Source organism: Stenotrophomonas maltophilia R551-3 (assembly GCF_000020665.1).
Classification (GTDB): Bacteria; Pseudomonadota; Gammaproteobacteria; order Xanthomonadales; family Xanthomonadaceae; genus Stenotrophomonas; species Stenotrophomonas maltophilia_L.
This window is the reverse complement of record NC_011071.1, coordinates 2,286,515-2,301,965: the sequence shown is the minus strand read 5'-3', so window position 1 is coordinate 2,301,965 and position 15,451 is coordinate 2,286,515. Positions and strand designations below refer to the sequence as shown.

General features: G+C 65.7%; 13 protein-coding genes. 5 read left to right on the top strand and 8 right to left on the bottom strand.

Annotated features, from left to right (window positions below; genetic code table 11):
* Positions 1–47: 47 nt before the first annotated feature.
* Together SMAL_RS10470 and SMAL_RS10465 are read left to right on the top strand one after the other, a co-directional pair.
* On the top strand, positions 48–749 hold the full coding sequence (locus tag SMAL_RS10470) for a lasso peptide biosynthesis B2 protein (RefSeq protein ID WP_012511113.1): 702 nt from the start codon (positions 48–50) through the stop codon (positions 747–749).
* An 11-nt stretch (positions 750–760) separates the two neighbouring features.
* Positions 761–2,602, top strand: a complete 1,842-nt coding sequence (locus SMAL_RS10465) for an asparagine synthase-related protein (RefSeq protein ID WP_012511112.1) — start codon at positions 761–763, stop codon at positions 2,600–2,602.
* Here the strand turns inward: SMAL_RS10465 and SMAL_RS10460 are convergent.
* Genes SMAL_RS10460 through SMAL_RS10445 form a run of 4 tightly spaced genes read right to left on the bottom strand, consistent with a single transcriptional unit; the run spans position 2,599 to position 8,539 of the window.
* Complete coding sequence (locus tag SMAL_RS10460) at positions 2,599–3,309, bottom strand: ABC transporter ATP-binding protein (RefSeq protein WP_012511111.1); 711 nt, start codon at positions 3,307–3,309, stop codon at positions 2,599–2,601. The genes SMAL_RS10465 and SMAL_RS10460 overlap by 4 nt on opposite strands.
* A 12-nt stretch (positions 3,310–3,321) precedes the next feature.
* Positions 3,322–4,680 (bottom strand): ABC transporter permease subunit, encoded by a 1,359-nt coding sequence (locus SMAL_RS10455; protein ID WP_012511110.1) that lies wholly within the window; start codon positions 4,678–4,680, stop codon positions 3,322–3,324.
* Positions 4,677–6,140 carry a DUF3526 domain-containing protein gene (locus SMAL_RS10450; RefSeq protein ID WP_012511109.1) on the bottom strand — a complete coding sequence of 488 codons (1,464 nt, stop codon included), beginning with the start codon at positions 6,138–6,140 and terminating at the stop codon, positions 4,677–4,679. Before SMAL_RS10450 ends, SMAL_RS10455 begins: the two co-directional genes overlap by 4 nt.
* 8 nt (positions 6,141–6,148) lie before the next feature.
* Positions 6,149–8,539 carry a TonB-dependent receptor plug domain-containing protein gene (locus SMAL_RS10445; protein ID WP_232273966.1) on the bottom strand — a complete coding sequence of 797 codons (2,391 nt, stop codon included), beginning with the start codon at positions 8,537–8,539 and terminating at the stop codon, positions 6,149–6,151.
* Positions 8,540–8,652: 113 nt separating this feature from the next.
* Between SMAL_RS10445 and SMAL_RS10440 the strand changes: the two genes are divergently transcribed.
* Positions 8,653–10,305 (top strand): ABC transporter ATP-binding protein, encoded by a 1,653-nt coding sequence (locus tag SMAL_RS10440; protein WP_012511107.1) that lies wholly within the window; start codon positions 8,653–8,655, stop codon positions 10,303–10,305.
* A gap of 34 nt (positions 10,306–10,339) precedes the next feature.
* Here SMAL_RS10440 and SMAL_RS10435 read toward each other — a convergent pair whose 3' ends face one another.
* Positions 10,340–11,587 (bottom strand): arsenic transporter, encoded by a 1,248-nt coding sequence (locus tag SMAL_RS10435; RefSeq protein ID WP_012511106.1) that lies wholly within the window; start codon positions 11,585–11,587, stop codon positions 10,340–10,342.
* Between the two features lie 246 nt (positions 11,588–11,833).
* Here SMAL_RS10435 and SMAL_RS10430 point away from each other — a divergent pair, with 246 nt between their 5' ends.
* Together SMAL_RS10430 and SMAL_RS21190 are read left to right on the top strand one after the other, a co-directional pair.
* On the top strand, positions 11,834–12,046 hold the full coding sequence (locus SMAL_RS10430) for a hypothetical protein (protein ID WP_012511105.1): 213 nt from the start codon (positions 11,834–11,836) through the stop codon (positions 12,044–12,046).
* Between the two features lie 25 nt (positions 12,047–12,071).
* On the top strand, positions 12,072–12,695 hold the full coding sequence (locus SMAL_RS21190; RefSeq protein WP_012511104.1) for a hypothetical protein: 624 nt from the start codon (positions 12,072–12,074) through the stop codon (positions 12,693–12,695).
* Here SMAL_RS21190 and SMAL_RS10425 read toward each other — a convergent pair.
* Genes SMAL_RS10425 through msuE form a run of 3 tightly spaced genes read right to left on the bottom strand, consistent with a single transcriptional unit; the run spans position 12,652 to position 15,342 of the window.
* Positions 12,652–13,686: a methionine synthase gene (locus tag SMAL_RS10425; RefSeq protein WP_012511103.1), complete on the bottom strand. Its 1,035-nt coding sequence runs from the start codon at positions 13,684–13,686 to the stop codon at positions 12,652–12,654. The genes SMAL_RS21190 and SMAL_RS10425 overlap by 44 nt on opposite strands.
* A gap of 38 nt (positions 13,687–13,724) precedes the next feature.
* Complete coding sequence (locus SMAL_RS10420; RefSeq protein WP_012511102.1) at positions 13,725–14,702, bottom strand: DUF1852 domain-containing protein; 978 nt, start codon at positions 14,700–14,702, stop codon at positions 13,725–13,727.
* 58 nt (positions 14,703–14,760) lie between these two features.
* Positions 14,761–15,342, bottom strand: a complete 582-nt coding sequence (msuE, locus tag SMAL_RS10415; protein ID WP_012511101.1) for an FMN reductase — start codon at positions 15,340–15,342, stop codon at positions 14,761–14,763.
* Positions 15,343–15,451: the final 109 nt, after the last annotated feature.

The following is a 15,451-nucleotide window of genomic DNA, read 5'->3' as shown; positions in this document are numbered from 1 at the left end:
CATGCCCTGCATGCACCGCTTCTCCGGTTCCGGCGCAGGAGCGCATGATGGAGCAGGCTGCCGCCCCGTATTTCCTGTCAAAGCACGCCCACGTCTGCGTCACCGGCGATGCCATGGTGATCCTGGATCAGGCCACGGGCAGGTATCTTTCCCTTGAAAGACGCGGCGCCGCAGGCCTTGGCAACCTCATTCTCGATTGGCCGCTGCGGTCCGATGGCGCAAGCATTCCCACGCTTCTGCAGGCCCTGATCGACCGCCGTTTGATCACAGCAGACCCGCTGCAGGGCAAATCCGCCGCCAGCCCTGCCATTACGCTGCCACGGCATTGGGTGCGCGAGGGCGCGCCTCGTGGCCGTCCACCGATCATGGCGCGGGACCTGCGTCGTTTCATTGTCTCGTGTGCCTATGCCGCCTGCAGCAGAACATTCCTTCCTTTCAGTGCCACGGTGTCTGCCGCGCGCCGTCGAACGGATCACGACCACTGCACGCACGTGAGCATCGAAGAACTGGCGTCGCGGGTTCGGGTGTTCGACTGGCTACGACCCCTGGCCTTCAGGAAAACTGATGAGTGCTTTCTCTACTGCCTGGCGATGCGCGAGTTCCTGTCGAAGTACGGCATCGTTCCGCGCTGGGTGTTCGCGGTCAGAACCCAGCCGTTCGCCGCGCATTGCTGGCTGCAGCATGGCGATCAGGTGCTGACCGACATTCCCTTCAACCTGCGCCGGATGGTTCCCATTCTGGTGCTGTAACGAAACCTGCCATGTACCGATACATCGCCGTGCTTTGGAACACCCACTCGGAATCCGCGACGGCGCAGGCGGAACGGATCGTGGAAAGGATCGGCGCCAGGCTGCCCGGCATCGCCTGCGTGATGAACGGCAATGGCGCAGCGATCCATGCGCAGAGTGACAACCACGGCTATTTCGAATGCCGCCGTGCGAACTCCCTGGTAGTACTCGGCAAGCTGTTCCACAAGGATTTCGGCGCAGGCACCGTGCCTGGCTGCGTGAACCTGGACGCCGAAACAGCGGACGAAGCCTGCAGCAGCCAGGGGCGCAGCATCGTCGAACGGTGCTGGGGCCGCTACGTGGCGCTGGGCTTCCAGCAGGAAACTTCGAGCTGGTTCGTCCTGCGCGATCCCACTGCGGAGATCCCGTGCTACATGACCACAGTGGGTCAGCTGACGTTGGTCTTCTCCAACATGGAAGACTGCCTGATGCTGGGCCTGCGCGATTTCAGCGTCGACTGGTCCTTCCTGTCGTACTCGCTGCTGTACCCGTTTCGTGATGGCCTGCAGACCTGCTTCCAGGAGGTCACGGCGGTCGAAGCGGGCGAGGCGGTTTCAATCCGTGATGGTGAGCCGGTGGGCCGGTACTGCCCGTGGGACGTGGTGCGGCTTGCCCGCGACCAACCGATCGAGGATCTGGAAGAGGCCGTGTCGCTGGCCCGTACCACGCTGCTGGGGTGCATCGGCGCACTGGCCAGCCAGCACCGGCGCATCCAGCTGCAACTGTCGGGTGGACTGGATTCGTCGATCATCCTGGCCGGCTTGCTGCATGCACCGTCAGCACCGGAGGTGACATGCATCCATCACTACGATGACGGCATTGGCGCCGACGAACGGATGTTCGCGCGGATGGCGGTGCAGGGGGCTGCTGAATCCTCGGGCAGGCGCTGCGAATTCATCGAGTACCGGCGGCAGCCACACTGCGCGCTGGAAGAGATCATGGCCTTCCCGCGCACGGCTCGGCCGGCGCATTGCTCCGGCTATCTGCTCCATCGCCATGACGTGGACTTCGACGGCAACACCGTGCAGTTCACCGGCGTCGGTGGTGATGCGGTGTTCCTGCGTTTCAAGGGCAATGCCGCTGCGATCGACTACGCCTGGCGACGTGGCATCGACCGGACGTTCTTTCGCGTGGCGTTCGAAACCGCGCAGTCTGGCGATTCTCTGTACGGTGTACTGAAGGACGCGGCCGTGCATGGCCTGCTGAAGCGACCGGGCAGCATCAATGGCCGTTGGGGCAAGCCCTGCCCATGGGTGCGGGTGGACCTGTCCGAACAGGACGGTCTGCAGCCGGCCTGGTTGCGGCATGCGCAGGCGCAGGGCCATCGCGTATCACCCTACAAGCTGGCCCATATCGGCCGGATGGTGTTCCCGACCAGCGTCCTTGATCCGTTCGAAGGCGCCGGCAACTGGCATGGTGTATCGCCGATCAGTGCGCAGCCGCTTGTTGAACTGTTCGCGCGCATTCCGCTGAACCTGCTCATCGCAGACGCAGAAGACCGCACCATCGCGCGGCGTGCCATGAAGGGACTGTTACCGGATGCGCTGCTGTCGCGGAAGGTGAAATCCTATCTGGATGATCACTCCGTGGCGGTCACCCAGGGGCACCAGCAGTTCATAAGGAATCTGCTGGTTGACGGCATGCTGGCCAAGCGCGGCTATCTCGACAGCGCGCTGGCCGATGCGGGCATCCAGCAGGTCAGCCCGGACCACTCGTCGCAGGTGCTGGGCATCTTCGGCCCGCAGATCAACATCGAGGCGTGGCTGCGGCGCTGGTCAGGCGGGCATGGCCCGCAGGCGGCCGCGGTGGCCTAGGTACTGCGGCTCATCTCTTCCAGGTACAGGCTCTCAAGATCGTTCGCGGTGATCGTGCTGGCATCCAGCGTCCTGCGCAGGCGGCCGGCCCGCATCAGACCGATCGTGGTAGCCACTTCCCGGGCGCGGAACAGATCGTGGGTGGCCATCAGGATCGCCGTGCCGCGATCACGCTGCCGCACGATCAGCTCGTGGAACTCGGCTGACGCCGTAGGATCCAGGCCCGAGGTGGGTTCATCGAGCAGCAGTGCCCTGGCTTCCTTGACGATGGCCAGTGCGATACCGACCTTCTGCCGCATGCCCTTGGAATAGAGACCCACGCGTCGCCCGAATGCGTCGGTTGCCAGCCCGGCGGACCTGAGTGCGTCCTTCAACCGCGCAGGCGAGCGTTCCTCGACACCGGCCAGGCGCGCGAAGTAGTCCAGATTCTCGTAGCCAGTCAGCTCGTCGTACAGCGCCACGGTCTCGGGGATGTACAACAGCCGGCGGCGTACCTCCTGTGGTTGCTGGTGCACGCTGAGTCCGTCCACCTCGGCTGCGCCGGAGGTGGGTTTCAGGAAGCCAAGGAACAGCTTGATGGTGGTCGACTTGCCGGCACCGTTGGCGCCCAGCAGGCAGAAGATCTCGCCGGGCCGCACCTCGAAGCTGACGTCATCCAGCGCTCGATGCGCACCGTGTTGCTTGACCAGGTTTTTTGCAGACAACATGGGGGAGGCTCCTCAGGGCGTTGCCAGCCGGCCACGCAGCGCACCGGCCGCAACCAGGACAATCAGGGTGCCGATGATCAGTGCGGCGAGATCGGCGAGGACACCGCGCTGGGCGACGCCGGCTGCTTCGTGGAACTGGAAGTGGGGCAGTGCCTCGTACTCATCGAGGGTCTGTGGCGCGTCGCGGTCCAGATAGCCTTGATGCAACAGCCGGCGTGCCTGCCAGAACGCGTCGACCTGCTGCTGGAAGGCGAGTGCGCGGTCGGCGTCGGATCCGGCGATGCGATCAAGCGCGTCCTGTGCCGCCACAGACGGCAGCAGCAGCCGCACCCTGTCGAGCAGGCGACGGCGTGCCGCTTCGGCCTGTGCATGCGATGCGATCAGGGGCGCCAGCTCACGGTCGGCGGCGACCCGGTCGGCGTAGGCCTGCCGCGCTGCGTCGGGGATGACCGGAGGTGGCGAACGCAGCGGCGCGGGATGAGCGAGGTGCTCGCGCTGCTGACGCTTGCTGATATCGGCAAGCGTCGCCTTCACTTCGGTGGCGAACCGCATCTGTGACGGTGGCGGTGCGATCAGGTTCACCGCGGCCAGGGTCATCGACGGCGCCATGACCACGATCAGCAGCCACAGCGCACCGGCAGAGATGGCGGCCTCGGTGGTGCGGCGGGCGAAGCACCCGATCAGCAGCGCCAGCGCCAGCCAGAAGCCACCATAGGCGAGCACGGTCAGGGCCAGCATGGCCAGGCCTGCAGCGCTCCGGGCACCGGACCAGGCCGCCACCACGAGGATGATGGCCAGCGCCGGCAGCAGTACGACGACACCACGGGCCAGCACCTTGACCACAAGCAGCTGCGCCACCGCAACCGGCTGCGACAGCACCAGCGCCGCGATGCCGCGCTCGCGCTCGCGGGACCACAGGTCATAGGTGGCCACCAGGACGACCAGCGGCAACAGGAAGACGATGACGAAGGCCAGATCGAACCGGCCCGCAGCGCGTGCCGCGGGATTGCCGATGTCGGCCCACACATGCTTGAGCAGCTGGGTCGGATCGCCCAGTGCGACCACATCGGCGGTATAGGGATAGGCATCCGCCTGGCCGATCGACAGCGGCGCCATGGCCGTGGGCGGCAGCACCGGCTGCGCACGAGGCAGCACCGAGGGCGCCTTGCCGACGAAGACCCGGCTGCGGTCCCTGGTCTGCTGCTCCTCCACCTTGATCAGGCCGATGGCGGTTTCGCGCTGGTCGACCCACACCCGGCCATTCCATGCCGCATAGGCACCCAGCGCCAGCAACAGCACCAGCAGGATCGGCAGCGCTCGATCTCGCAGCAGGCGGCGGATCTCATGGCCGGCAATCGACAAGGCGCTCATGGGCGTGTTCCCAGGCGCCGCGCCGACACCACGACCACGCCGCATGCCAGCAGCACCCAGGCAAGCAGAATGGCGAAGCTCACCGCCTGCGCCGCGAAGATGTCAGCCAGGCGCTGCTGCTGGGGGCGGTAGGGCACCGAACGGGTGATGGTCGCGATATCGGCAACATGTTTCCCGCCCGGCGGTGCCTTGTGCCGCTTCACGTCCTGGTTGAGTGCCTGGATCAATCGGTAGCGGTAGTCCTCCACGCCGCGCAGGAACGCCAGATGCGCGGAGAAATCCGTGCGCGCGAATGCGCGCGACCATGACTGCAGGGCCAGGGTTGGGGAAAGGACGGCGAACAGGCGCTGCGTCGCGTCCTGCTGCTGGTAGCTGGCATGCAGGCGATCAAAGTGGCGGTTGTAGGTCTGCGTGGAATTCGCCTCGGCAAACTCCAGGGCGACGCCGCGGAAGTTCACCGGCAGGTCGTCCACCTTCTCGACCTGGTAGCGGGCCATCAACGCCGCGCGCAGGGCATCCAGGCGCTGGTCTGCCGGATCATGGCCATCCACGCCGTTCTCCGCTTCTTCGGTGACGGTGGCCCGGAACGAGGGTGCGGACGGAGTGGGGTGCAACGACTCGGCCACCGCCGGCGCCACCCGTGGCACCAGCAGGGTGGACACCACCCAGAACCCCAGCAGAATTACCAGCGACGTCCGTGCCGAACTGGCAAGTGCCGATACCCCGACCGTGAGCGCGCAGAACACCAGCAGATACACAGCGTAGGCAGCGGCCATGGCAAACAGTGCTGCAAGGTCCGCCATGCCGCCGTGCAGGCCTGCCATGCCGGGAAGACTGAACACCAGCATGGCCAGCACCAGCAGCAGCGATGTGGTTGCCAGGGCGATCAAGCGCCCGCCGATCAGCACGCCGGCCGAGGCACCGGTGCCGAGCTCCTGGCGCAGCGTCTCGCGGGCGACGTCGCCGGACAGCATCGCGAACCCGGCCAGGATGATCAGCAGTGGCGCCACGACCTGCAGCGCCCACGCCGCGGAGAAGCCATCGAAGCGGCTGAGCGCAGTGCCAGCCTCCGTCGCGCGGTGCCGGGCCGGGTTCTGCGCGTGGCCCTCGATGAACACCGAGGTCCCCAGGAAATCCGTGAGCCCCGGATCCAGCGCCGCCAGTGGCCGCACTGGTGCGGGGATGGCTCGGCCCACATGGGCGGCAGCATGCGGATCGATGGTGCCCTGGCTGTCCCAGAGCCGCGCTTCTTCTTCACTCATCGCTTGGCGCTCCTGCGCCTGCAACGACAGGCGCGCGGCGCCGCTGGCTACCGATGCACCCGCGAGCAGCAGCAGGGCAAGAGCGAGCCACAGCACGCGTCGCTCGCGCCACATCAGCGTGAGCTGGGTCGCGGCGACACCCAGCGTCTGCTGGATCGCCATCGCGGGCCTGGACAGGGCAGGGAAGCCGGCGCGCATGCGAAGGCCTACCAGCGGTGGGTCAGCGACATGGACAGGAAGCGGCCCAGCGCTGTCGCATTGGTGGGGTCGTAGCCGGTGTTGATGCTGTTGACGATGAACGGCGGATCCCGGTCGAACAGGTTCTGCACGTTGAACGCAAGCGAGGTGCCACGCTGCGGGTCCGCTGACGCACCGAAGTGGTAGGCGAGGTTCAGATCGACCGTCGTCCAGGAGCTGACGTGGGGCCGGGCGACATTGGCGGGGTCGCGGTAACTGTCCACGTAGTTCACGAAGATCCCCGCCGCGGCCTGTTGCCGGCTCAGCGCGATGCCACCGCGCATCTTGAGATCCACCGGGTAGTACACCGAATTCACCGCATCCACCTCGGGCGACGTACTGGTCACACGACGCTTTGATTCGATGATGTACTGCCCGGCCAGGCTCATCGCGATGCGGGTCTGGCCGGCATCAACGTCATAGCCGGCGCTGAAATCGACACCGCGCTGCTGGGTGAAGGCGTTGTTGCGGAAGCGGTTGTCCAGGATCACCCGGCTGTTGGTTTCGTCCGTTCCCGGTGGCAGCGCATACGGCCCCACGCGCGAGACGAACAGGCCCAGCCCCGAGATGCCCAGCTGGCGCGCCTGCTGGATCTGCTGCTGGGTCGGATTGCTGGTCAGGATGTCCGCGTAGGGTGCCGTGGACTGCAGGAACAGCGACGGGAAGCTGCCGCCGAAGCCACTGCCGATCCGGTCGGCGTATTCGATGTGGTAGTAGTTCGCATCGATCTTGAGCCCCGGCAGCGACGGCGGCGCGAATGAGAAACCGCCGGTCCAGGTCTTGGCCCGTTCGGGGCCCAGGTCGGGGTTGCCATTGGAGAGCATCATCAGGATGGTGTTGCCATTGGCTGCGCTCGGGTTGGGCACATTCGCCACCACCACGGTGTTGTTCAACTGCATGTCCTGGTACACCGGCGCCCGGTAGGAACGACCATAGCTGGTACGGAACGAAAGCCCCTGGGTCGCCTCCCACAGCAGGCCGAGCTTGGGATTCAGCGTGGAACCGAAATCGCTGTAATCGTCATAGCGCGCTGCCGCAGTGAAGGACAGGCTGCGCACGCCCGGCATGTCCTTCAGCAGCGGGATGTTGAGCTCGCCGAAGGCGGACCTGATCGTTCGATGCAGGTCGAGTGGCTTTTCCAGGCCGCGATGATCGATCAGCTCATAGCCATCGCGGCGGTAGCCCGCGCCGAACGCCGCGCGTATCGGCCCGGCGGGCAGGCTGAACAACTCGCCGTCGGCGACCACATCAAGGTAGCGGGATTCGGAGTTCGTATCGGTCGGTGGCGCCGTACTGGCCGAACTGCCGGTGATGGTGGTGCGCTGATAGGAAACGTCACTCCTGCCGAACCCGGAATTCAGGCGCGCCTGCCACTGGCGCGGAAGATCCAGCGTGAGTCCGGCGAACAGGTCGAACTGCCGCGTGTGCGGGAACAGCCGGGTTTCGTCGGCGGTGCCGGAAATGGTGGTATCCATCTCGCGCTTGGCGAACGAGCCGGTCACGTTCAGGGTCAGCACATCGCTGAGCTGCTGGACGCCGTCCACATACAGGCTGTGGCGCTTCGAACCGGGGTAAAGGTCGTACGGTTTGACCCGCACATTCTTCGAGAAGTCCTTGTCCACCGCCGGCAGGTTGCTCTGCTTCAGGAACTCGTAGCTGGCCAGCACATGGCCGCCATCCCACGACCAGCCTGCCGACTGCGATGCCTGGTACTCCTCCATGCCACCGGCGGTGACGGTGCCGTAGCGCACAGCGGTCTCATACCCGGTGAAGTCGCGGCGCAGGATGATGTTGACCACACCACCGACGGCGTCGGTGCCGTAGATGGCCGAGGCACCATCGGTGAGGATCTCAACGCGTTCCACCGCACTCAGCGGTATCAGCGAGACGTCTACGTACTGGTAGCGGTTCGACGAGGTCACGCGATGGCCGTTGATCAGGGTCAACGTGGTGCCGGTTCCCAGGCCACGCAGGTTGATGGCGGTGCCCTGGCCGAAGTTGTTGCCGGTATCGCGGTCGACGCCAAGGTTGGCGACGTTCGCACCATTGGCGCCTCCGCCGAAGTTCTGTGGCAGTTTCTCGAACAGCTGCTGCACGGTAGCCACGCCGGTGCGGTCGATGGCCTCCTTGTCGATCACGATGATCGGGGATGCGCCGCCGCCAATGGCATCGCGGATGTTGCTGCCGACCACCAGTACCTGATCCAGGGTCGCAGTCGGTGCCTGGGGCGCTGCGCCAGCCGCTTTCGAACCGCGGTCATTGCCGGAGTTCTGGGCCAGTGCGGGCAGGCTGGGCAGCAGTGCAGCGGCAATGCTGAGGGCCATGAGCGCGCGTGGCATGGCAGCGGATACGTTCGTCATTCCCCGGTCCATCAATCCCATCCGAAAGTGGCCTGCGACGTGGCGACGTCGCTCCTGAATGGATATGTTATAGCATATCATTCAAGGGTGTAGTCCACGCCGGAACAAGGCCGATGAAGAAGACTGCTGTTCCGCCGCCCGTCGCTGAAATCCTGGGCGCGTACTGGAAGGCTGACCGCAGGCTGCTGCTGCTCATCGCCGGCAGTGTCCTGTTGTCCAGCCTGGCCAGCGTTGCTGCGCCGTACCTTTTCTCGCGCCTGATCGACCGGTTGCCCATCGACGGGGCCAGTGCCCTGGCGGGGGGATTCCTGCTCTACGCCTTCATCCTGGGCGCGGGCAGTGCCCTGCAGAACACGGTGCAGTACCTGTCGTTCCTCAGCGGCGAGAACCTCGGCTTCATCACCAGTACCCGCTACTTCGCCCGTCTGCTGAAGAAGACCAACAGCTTCTTCCTGGACTACAACGCCGCCGAGCTGCAGGTGGCAGGGGAGAAAGGCCGTGGCGCGCTGAAGATCGTGGTGCAGCTGGGGCTGGTGGCCTTCATTCCCAGTGCGCTGCAGATCCTGTTGACGCTGATAACGTTGGGTGCGTTGATCAACCTGCAGGTGGTGGCCATCGTGCTGGCCTACGGCACGGTAGCCGTCACGCTTTCCGCCATCGCTACCCGGCGTGCACGCATCCATCGCGAAGCGGCGGTCGAGGCCGGGCAGCAGAACGCGCGCTTCGTCGGCAATGCCATGAATGCCATGGAGACGCTGCGCCAGTTCGGCGGCAGCGCCTGGATGGTGCAGCGCTTCGAGCAGAAGGCCCAGGAGGTGCGCGACAGCTGGCGCGCCTACGTACTGCAGCGGATCGGCTTCATTGCACTGCTGGGCATCGGCCTGGCGGTCGAGTTCATCGTTACCTTCCACCTGTTGCTGCCGCGCTACCAGAGCGGCGGCCTGAGCGTCGGCGACATCGTCCTGTTCAACCTGCTGCTGCTCCAGCTCAACATGCCGTTCGAGATGATTGCCCGTTCGATCGATGACGTCGCGCGCTCGTGGAGCATGCTGGCCCCGCTTTCCACCTTGTGGGCGGCGCCCGAGGAGCGACAGGCAGCCGATGCCCAGCGCTTTGCGGGTGAAAGCGGCCGGCTGGCGTTCGAGCGGGTCAGCCACCGCTATGGCAACGGTCGCGGGGTAAGTGATATGTCCTTCGAGGCCGAACGTGGCGGCATCAATTTCCTGATCGGGCCAACCGGGGCAGGGAAGTCGACCCTGTTCAAGCTTGCCCTGAAGTCGATCGATCCCCAGTGTGGCCGGATCCTGGTCGATGGTGTTGACCTGTCCCGGATCGACCGTGCGGCGTGGCATGCCGCCGTCGCAGTGGTTCCGCAGGATGTCATCCTGCTCAACGAAAGCCTGGCCGACAACATCCTGCTGGGGCGCGCGCGCGATGATGATCGGCTGCGGCATGCCGCACGCAAGGCCTCGATCCTGCCGTTGATCGAGGCGCTGCCCGAGGGCCTTGAAACGACGGTGGGCGAGCGTGGCCTGAAGTTGTCCGGCGGTGAGCGCCAGCGCATCGCGATAGCCCGTGCACTGTATGGCGAGCCAGCGATCCTGTTCCTGGACGAGGCAAGCTCTGCGCTGGATGAAGCCACCGAGCGCGAGATCATGGACCACATCCGCGCACTTGCGAATGATGTAACCGTGGTGGCCATCACCCATCGGCGAGGCATCGTGAGCCCGACTGACCGGGTGATTGATCTCGAGGGTGATCGCTGAGCGGCTTGGTCATGGCGACCGACCCGCGCCTGACCTAGAGCAGCAACAATGCCCCGATCAGCGCAGGCGGCATCACCAGCGCGCCCACGCGCAGGAAGTCGAGCGCGCTGACATGCTCGCCCTCGCGGCGCAGTGCCACCAGCCACAGCATCGTGGCCAACGAGCCGGTCACCGACAGGTTGGGGCCCAGGTCCACGCCGACCAGCAATGCGGCGCGGGTCTGTGCCGGCAGATCGGCCATCTGGCCCAGCGAGCCAGCGGCCAAGCCGACCGGCAGATTGTTGGCCACGTTGCTCAGCAACGCCGCCGCGCCACCGGCCAGCCAGCTGGCCTGGTGCGGTGATGCCTGCGCCACGGCCTGCAGCGCGCTGGCCGCCGTCTGGATGACACCGGTCTGTGCTACCGCTTCCACCAGCACGAACAGGCCGGCCACCAGCGGCAGTACGCCCCATGACACATGGCGCAGCAGCGGCAACGGACTGCGCCGCTGGCGCATCGCCACCACTGCCACGCTCAGCGTGCCTGCGCAGAACGTGGCCAGGCCGAGCGGGCCGTTCAGTGCGGAGGTCACCAGCAGCACGGTGCCGGTGAACAACACGCCCAGTGCGCTGAGCCGGCCGCCTTCGGTCAGCGGGCGATGCGCCGGTGCCGCCACCAGCGGCTGCGCGATCTCGCGCCGATGCACCCAGCGCAGCACCAGATAGGTGGCGCCGATCGCGGCCAGCGACGGCAGCGCGAACTGAGCCAGCCACTGCGTCAGCGGCGGCATGTGCTGGCCGTACACCACCAGGTTGGCCGGGTTGGAAATGGGCAGCACGAAGCTGGCCGCATTGGCGATGAACGCACAGACGAACAGATAGGGCAGGGGGTTGGCACGGGCCGCCTTGCAGGCTGCGTAGACCGCCGGGGTCAGCACCACCGCCGTGGCATCGTTGGAAAGGAACACGGTCACCAACGTGCCGACCAGGAACACGAGGTCGAACAGGCGTCGTCCCGAGCCGCCTGCGTGGCGGACCGCGTACAGCGCCAGCCAGTCGAACAGGCCCTCGCGCCGGGCCAGCTCGGCCAGCACCATCATGCCGACCAGGAACAGATAGACATCGCGGCCCTCGGCCACCGCGTTCCAGGTCGTGCCGAACGACAGCGCTCCCAGCAGTGGAAGCAGAAGGGCAGCCCCCAGTGCCCACACGTACTCCGGAATGCGGAATGGCCGGAACAGCAGGCCTACGGTGGCAACGGCCACGGCCGCCCAGATGAGGAAAGGGGAGTAGGAAACGAGCATCGGGCGGGGTGTCTCAGCGGCGCCGACGCGTACCTCACGGGAACGCGCCCGCTGCAATCACGGCAGTTCGGGGAAGGCGGCATCATACTCCGTGAGCCGCGCCCGAGCTGTGGAGCCCAGTCCATGCTCGTCTGCTTGCCGCCTGCCCCCCGGCACCCACGCTCCGCGAACGTTTTCTTCGGGCGCTCTTCACCGTCGCTCCGCTTAGAGTGAAGGCCACTCAAAGTGTCACGCATGGAATCAACGATGTCCGAATACCGGGACTGGATCTTCAATGCCAACGGCCGAACCCTGGTGGCCCGGGTGGAGCTGGATGGCGACGGCGGCGGCACCATCAACCGCTACCAGTTGACTCCGGGTCCCGCGCAATCCGGGCTGTGCATCAAGGTGGCCTCGCAGGCCGAAGCCGCAAAGAAACTCGAAACCGAGGTGGAGAAGCTGCTCGGCCCAGAGTGGTGAAGAGGGCTTCGCTACGGCAGAAGCGTTGAGAGGTCGCCAGCGCAACTCCGCAATCTCAGCCCGTGCGACGGCCGACCGTATTCTTCCGGCCATGCATTCGCCCTCCAGCCTTCCCGATTTCATGACCGCTACCCGGCCCTCCGGCTGGGTGCAGAGCGGTGACCGCTGGGACCTGTGGTGGGACGGCCGCTGTGTGGCCAACGTCGTGCCGCATGCCGTGCTCGGCGTCCGCCTGTTCCTCGCCGCGCGGAAATCACCCCAGCCCAAGGTCGTGGCCGCCGTGAATGCTCGCCAGGCCAAGCGCTACGCCGAGCGCTGGTGTGCCGCCCGGCTTTGCCCGCAGTTGCGGTTGTGCGATGCGGTGGCGCGGCTGGTAGATACCGGTGCTCTATCACCTCCGGCGCCTACGCGGGAGCAGCGGCAGCAGGCCCGCCGCCTGGCCGAGGCCGGGGCGGGAGAGATGGGGCGGATCAAGGCGGCGCTTGGGCCGCGGCCCCCGGCGATGCTGGCCAGGCCCGAGGTGCCGGGGCGGGGTGGAGCCTGGCCGATACCAGATCAGGCTCCGTCAACCGGACGGCCGGATGCTAGTGCGCTCCCGGCCAGGGCTACGCCGAAAGTTCTTCGCGCACGATCCTTGCCCCTTCGCTGAGTGCACGCAGCTTGCCCCGTGCCACTTCACGGGCCAGTGGTGCCATGCCGCAGTTGGTGCTCGGGTAGAGCTTGTCGGCGTCCACGAACTGCAGGGCCTTGCGCAGGGTGTTGGCCACTTCCTCAGCCGTCTCCACCGTGCTGGAGGCCACGTCGATGGCGCCGACCATCACCTTCTTGCCGCGCACCAGCTCGATCAGATCGATCGGCACGTGCGAGTTGTGGCATTCCAACGAGATGATGTCGAGGTTGGAGGTCTGCAGCTTCGGGAACGACTCTTCGTACTGGCGCCATTCCGATCCCAGCGTCTGCTTCCAGTCGGTGTTGGCCTTGATGCCGTAGCCATAACAGATGTGCACGGCGGTCTCGCACTTCAGCCCTTCGATCGCACGTTCCAGCGCGGCCACGCCCCAGTCGTTCACTTCGTCGAAGAACACGTTGAAGGCGGGCTCATCGAACTGGATGATGTCCACGCCGACGGCTTCCAGCTCCTTCGCTTCCTCGTTGAGGATCTTCGCGAATTCCCAGGCCAGCTTCTCACGGCTCTTGTAGTGTGCGTCGTACAGGGTGTCGATCATGGTCATCGGCCCGGGCAGTGCCCATTTGATCGGCTGCGTGGTCTGCCGGCGCAGGAACTTCGCATCCTCCATGAACACCGGCTTCGGGCGGCTCACGGCACCGACCACGGTCGGCACGCTGGCGTCGTAGCGGTTGCGGATGCGCACGGTTTCGCGCTTCTCGAAATCGACGCCGTTGAGGTGCTCGATGAACGTGGTAACGAAGTGCTGCCGGGTCTGCTCACCGTCGCTGACGATATCGATGCCGGCGTGCTGCTGTTCCTGCAGGGACAGGCGCAGGGCATCCTGCTTGCCTTCGGTCAAGCTTTCATCCTGCAGTTTCCAGGGCGACCAGAGCTTTTCGGGCTCCGCCAGCCAGGAGGGCTTGGGCAGGCTGCCGGCGGTGGAGGTGGGGAGCAGTTTCTTCGTCGACATTGCGTTATGTGTCCTGGGGCGAATGGGGAATCGGTGGATCAGCGGGCAGCCCACTGCTCAAGCACGGCGCGGTACGGCTTGATGAAGTGCTCTTCGGTGAACTTGCCCTGCTTGACCGCCAGCTGGCTGCGCTCTTCGCGGTCGTAGACGATGCGGGTGGACGAATAGTCCTGGTGCTTCAGGCTGGGCTGGTAGACCTTGCCGGCCACGGAATTGGCGTTGTAGATCTCCGGCCGGTAGATCTTCTGGAACGCTTCCATCGTGCTGATGGTGCCGATCAGTTCCAGGTTCGAGTAGTCGCCCAGCAGGTCGCCCTGGAAGTAGAACGCCAGCGGCGCAACGCTGCCCAGCGGCATGAAGTAGCGCACCTGCAGGCCCATCTTGTCGAAGTACTGGTCGGTGGGGGAGGACTCGCCCTGGCGGTACTCCACGCCCAGGATCGGATGGTGGTTCTCGGTACGATGGTAGGTCTTGCTGCTGGAGACGCTGATGCAGATCACCGGCCCCTTGCTGAAATTGGCACGGTAGGCCTCCGATTCCAGGAAGTGCTGGAACAGCTTGCCGTGCAGGTCGCCGAAGCCTTCCGGAATGCCGAAGCTGGCCTTGCCCTCGTTGCTGGCCGGAAGTACCACGCTGAAATCGTAGTCACGTACGTAGGACGAGAAATTGTTGCCGACGATGCCTTCGGTGCGCGTGCCGGTCCGGGTGTCGACAATGGTCGGGCGCAGCACTTCGATCAGCGGGAACGGATCGCTGCCACCACCGCCATCGATGTGCATCTCCACCGAGATGATGTCCAGCTCGACGGCGTAGCGGTCCGCGCTCGGGTTGTCCCAGTGCGCCAGGTCGTTGAAGCGGTTGTTGATCATGCTGATCGTGTTGCGCAGGTTCTCCTGGCGGGACTCGCCGCGAGCCAGGTTGGCGAAGTTGGTGGTGATGCGCGTGCCGTCAGCGGGCTGGTAGTCCTCGTTGAAAGGGATGCGCGTGATGCTGAAGGTGAAGTTCTCGGTCGTCATGGGCGGCGTTCCGGGTTGCGGGGGTAACATCCGTATGCGGGTCGCTGGCATTCGGCATTCAAAGGACTGCAGCGGCCTCGGCAGTGGCAGGCGCTGCGCGATGGGACAGGGCAAGCAGGGGCATCGCCCGCTGCACCGCCAGCCGTGCGCGCTGGATCAGGGCGTCGTTGTGCACGCGGCCCTCGGCGAAATCACGGTCGGTGGCGTACACGCCCAAGGGCAGGGTGCGCGCCTGGAAGAAGCTGAAGAGCGGCCGCAGCTGATGGTCGATCACCAGTGCGTGGCGCTCGCTGCCGCCGGTGGCGGCCAGCAGGATGGGGGTGTCGACCAGTGCGTCCTGGTGGATGAAGTCGAAGAAGTGCTTGAACAGGCCAGTGTACGAGCCGCGGTAGACCGGCGTGGCCACCACCAGCACGTCTGCCTGTTCAACGGCCACCAGCTGCCGCTCCGCGCTATCGGGCAGCTGCGAGCGCCACAGTGCGCCGGCCAGCTGCGGCGCCAGTTCGCCCAGCTCGATCAGGTGTGGCTCGCAGGCAACGTCCTCGCCGATCAGGTCCAGCAGGTGCTCGGCCAGGGTTGCAGCCCTGGAGGGGCGCTGCAGTCCGCCGGAAACGGCGACGATACGGAGGGGGCGGGTCATCTGTTCGCTTTCAGCAGGGGAGGGAGCTCCTTCGGGCGATCTGCGGGGGCGCAGTCCTGCAGGCCGGCGAGGTGACCGGGCTGGCAGGCAACCGAAGGCATGACCCGAT

What these genes read in the sequence shown, in the direction of transcription:
- SMAL_RS10470 (WP_012511113.1), top strand. Translation starts at nt 48, where the DNA reads ATGGAGCAGGCTGCCGCCCCGTATTTCCTGTCAAAGCACGCCCACGTC.
- SMAL_RS10465 (WP_012511112.1), top strand. Translation starts at nt 761, where the DNA reads ATGTACCGATACATCGCCGTGCTTTGGAACACCCACTCGGAATCCGCG.
- SMAL_RS10460 (WP_012511111.1), bottom strand. Translation starts at nt 3,309, where the DNA reads ATGTTGTCTGCAAAAAACCTGGTCAAGCAACACGGTGCGCATCGAGCG.
- SMAL_RS10455 (WP_012511110.1), bottom strand. Translation starts at nt 4,680, where the DNA reads ATGAGCGCCTTGTCGATTGCCGGCCATGAGATCCGCCGCCTGCTGCGA.
- SMAL_RS10450 (WP_012511109.1), bottom strand. Translation starts at nt 6,140, where the DNA reads ATGCGCGCCGGCTTCCCTGCCCTGTCCAGGCCCGCGATGGCGATCCAG.
- SMAL_RS10445 (WP_232273966.1), bottom strand. Translation starts at nt 8,539, where the DNA reads ATGACGAACGTATCCGCTGCCATGCCACGCGCGCTCATGGCCCTCAGC.
- SMAL_RS10440 (WP_012511107.1), top strand. Translation starts at nt 8,653, where the DNA reads ATGAAGAAGACTGCTGTTCCGCCGCCCGTCGCTGAAATCCTGGGCGCG.
- SMAL_RS10435 (WP_012511106.1), bottom strand. Translation starts at nt 11,587, where the DNA reads ATGCTCGTTTCCTACTCCCCTTTCCTCATCTGGGCGGCCGTGGCCGTT.
- SMAL_RS10430 (WP_012511105.1), top strand. Translation starts at nt 11,834, where the DNA reads ATGTCCGAATACCGGGACTGGATCTTCAATGCCAACGGCCGAACCCTG.
- SMAL_RS10425 (WP_012511103.1), bottom strand. Translation starts at nt 13,686, where the DNA reads ATGTCGACGAAGAAACTGCTCCCCACCTCCACCGCCGGCAGCCTGCCC.
- SMAL_RS10420 (WP_012511102.1), bottom strand. Translation starts at nt 14,702, where the DNA reads ATGACGACCGAGAACTTCACCTTCAGCATCACGCGCATCCCTTTCAAC.
- msuE (WP_012511101.1), bottom strand. Translation starts at nt 15,342, where the DNA reads ATGACCCGCCCCCTCCGTATCGTCGCCGTTTCCGGCGGACTGCAGCGC.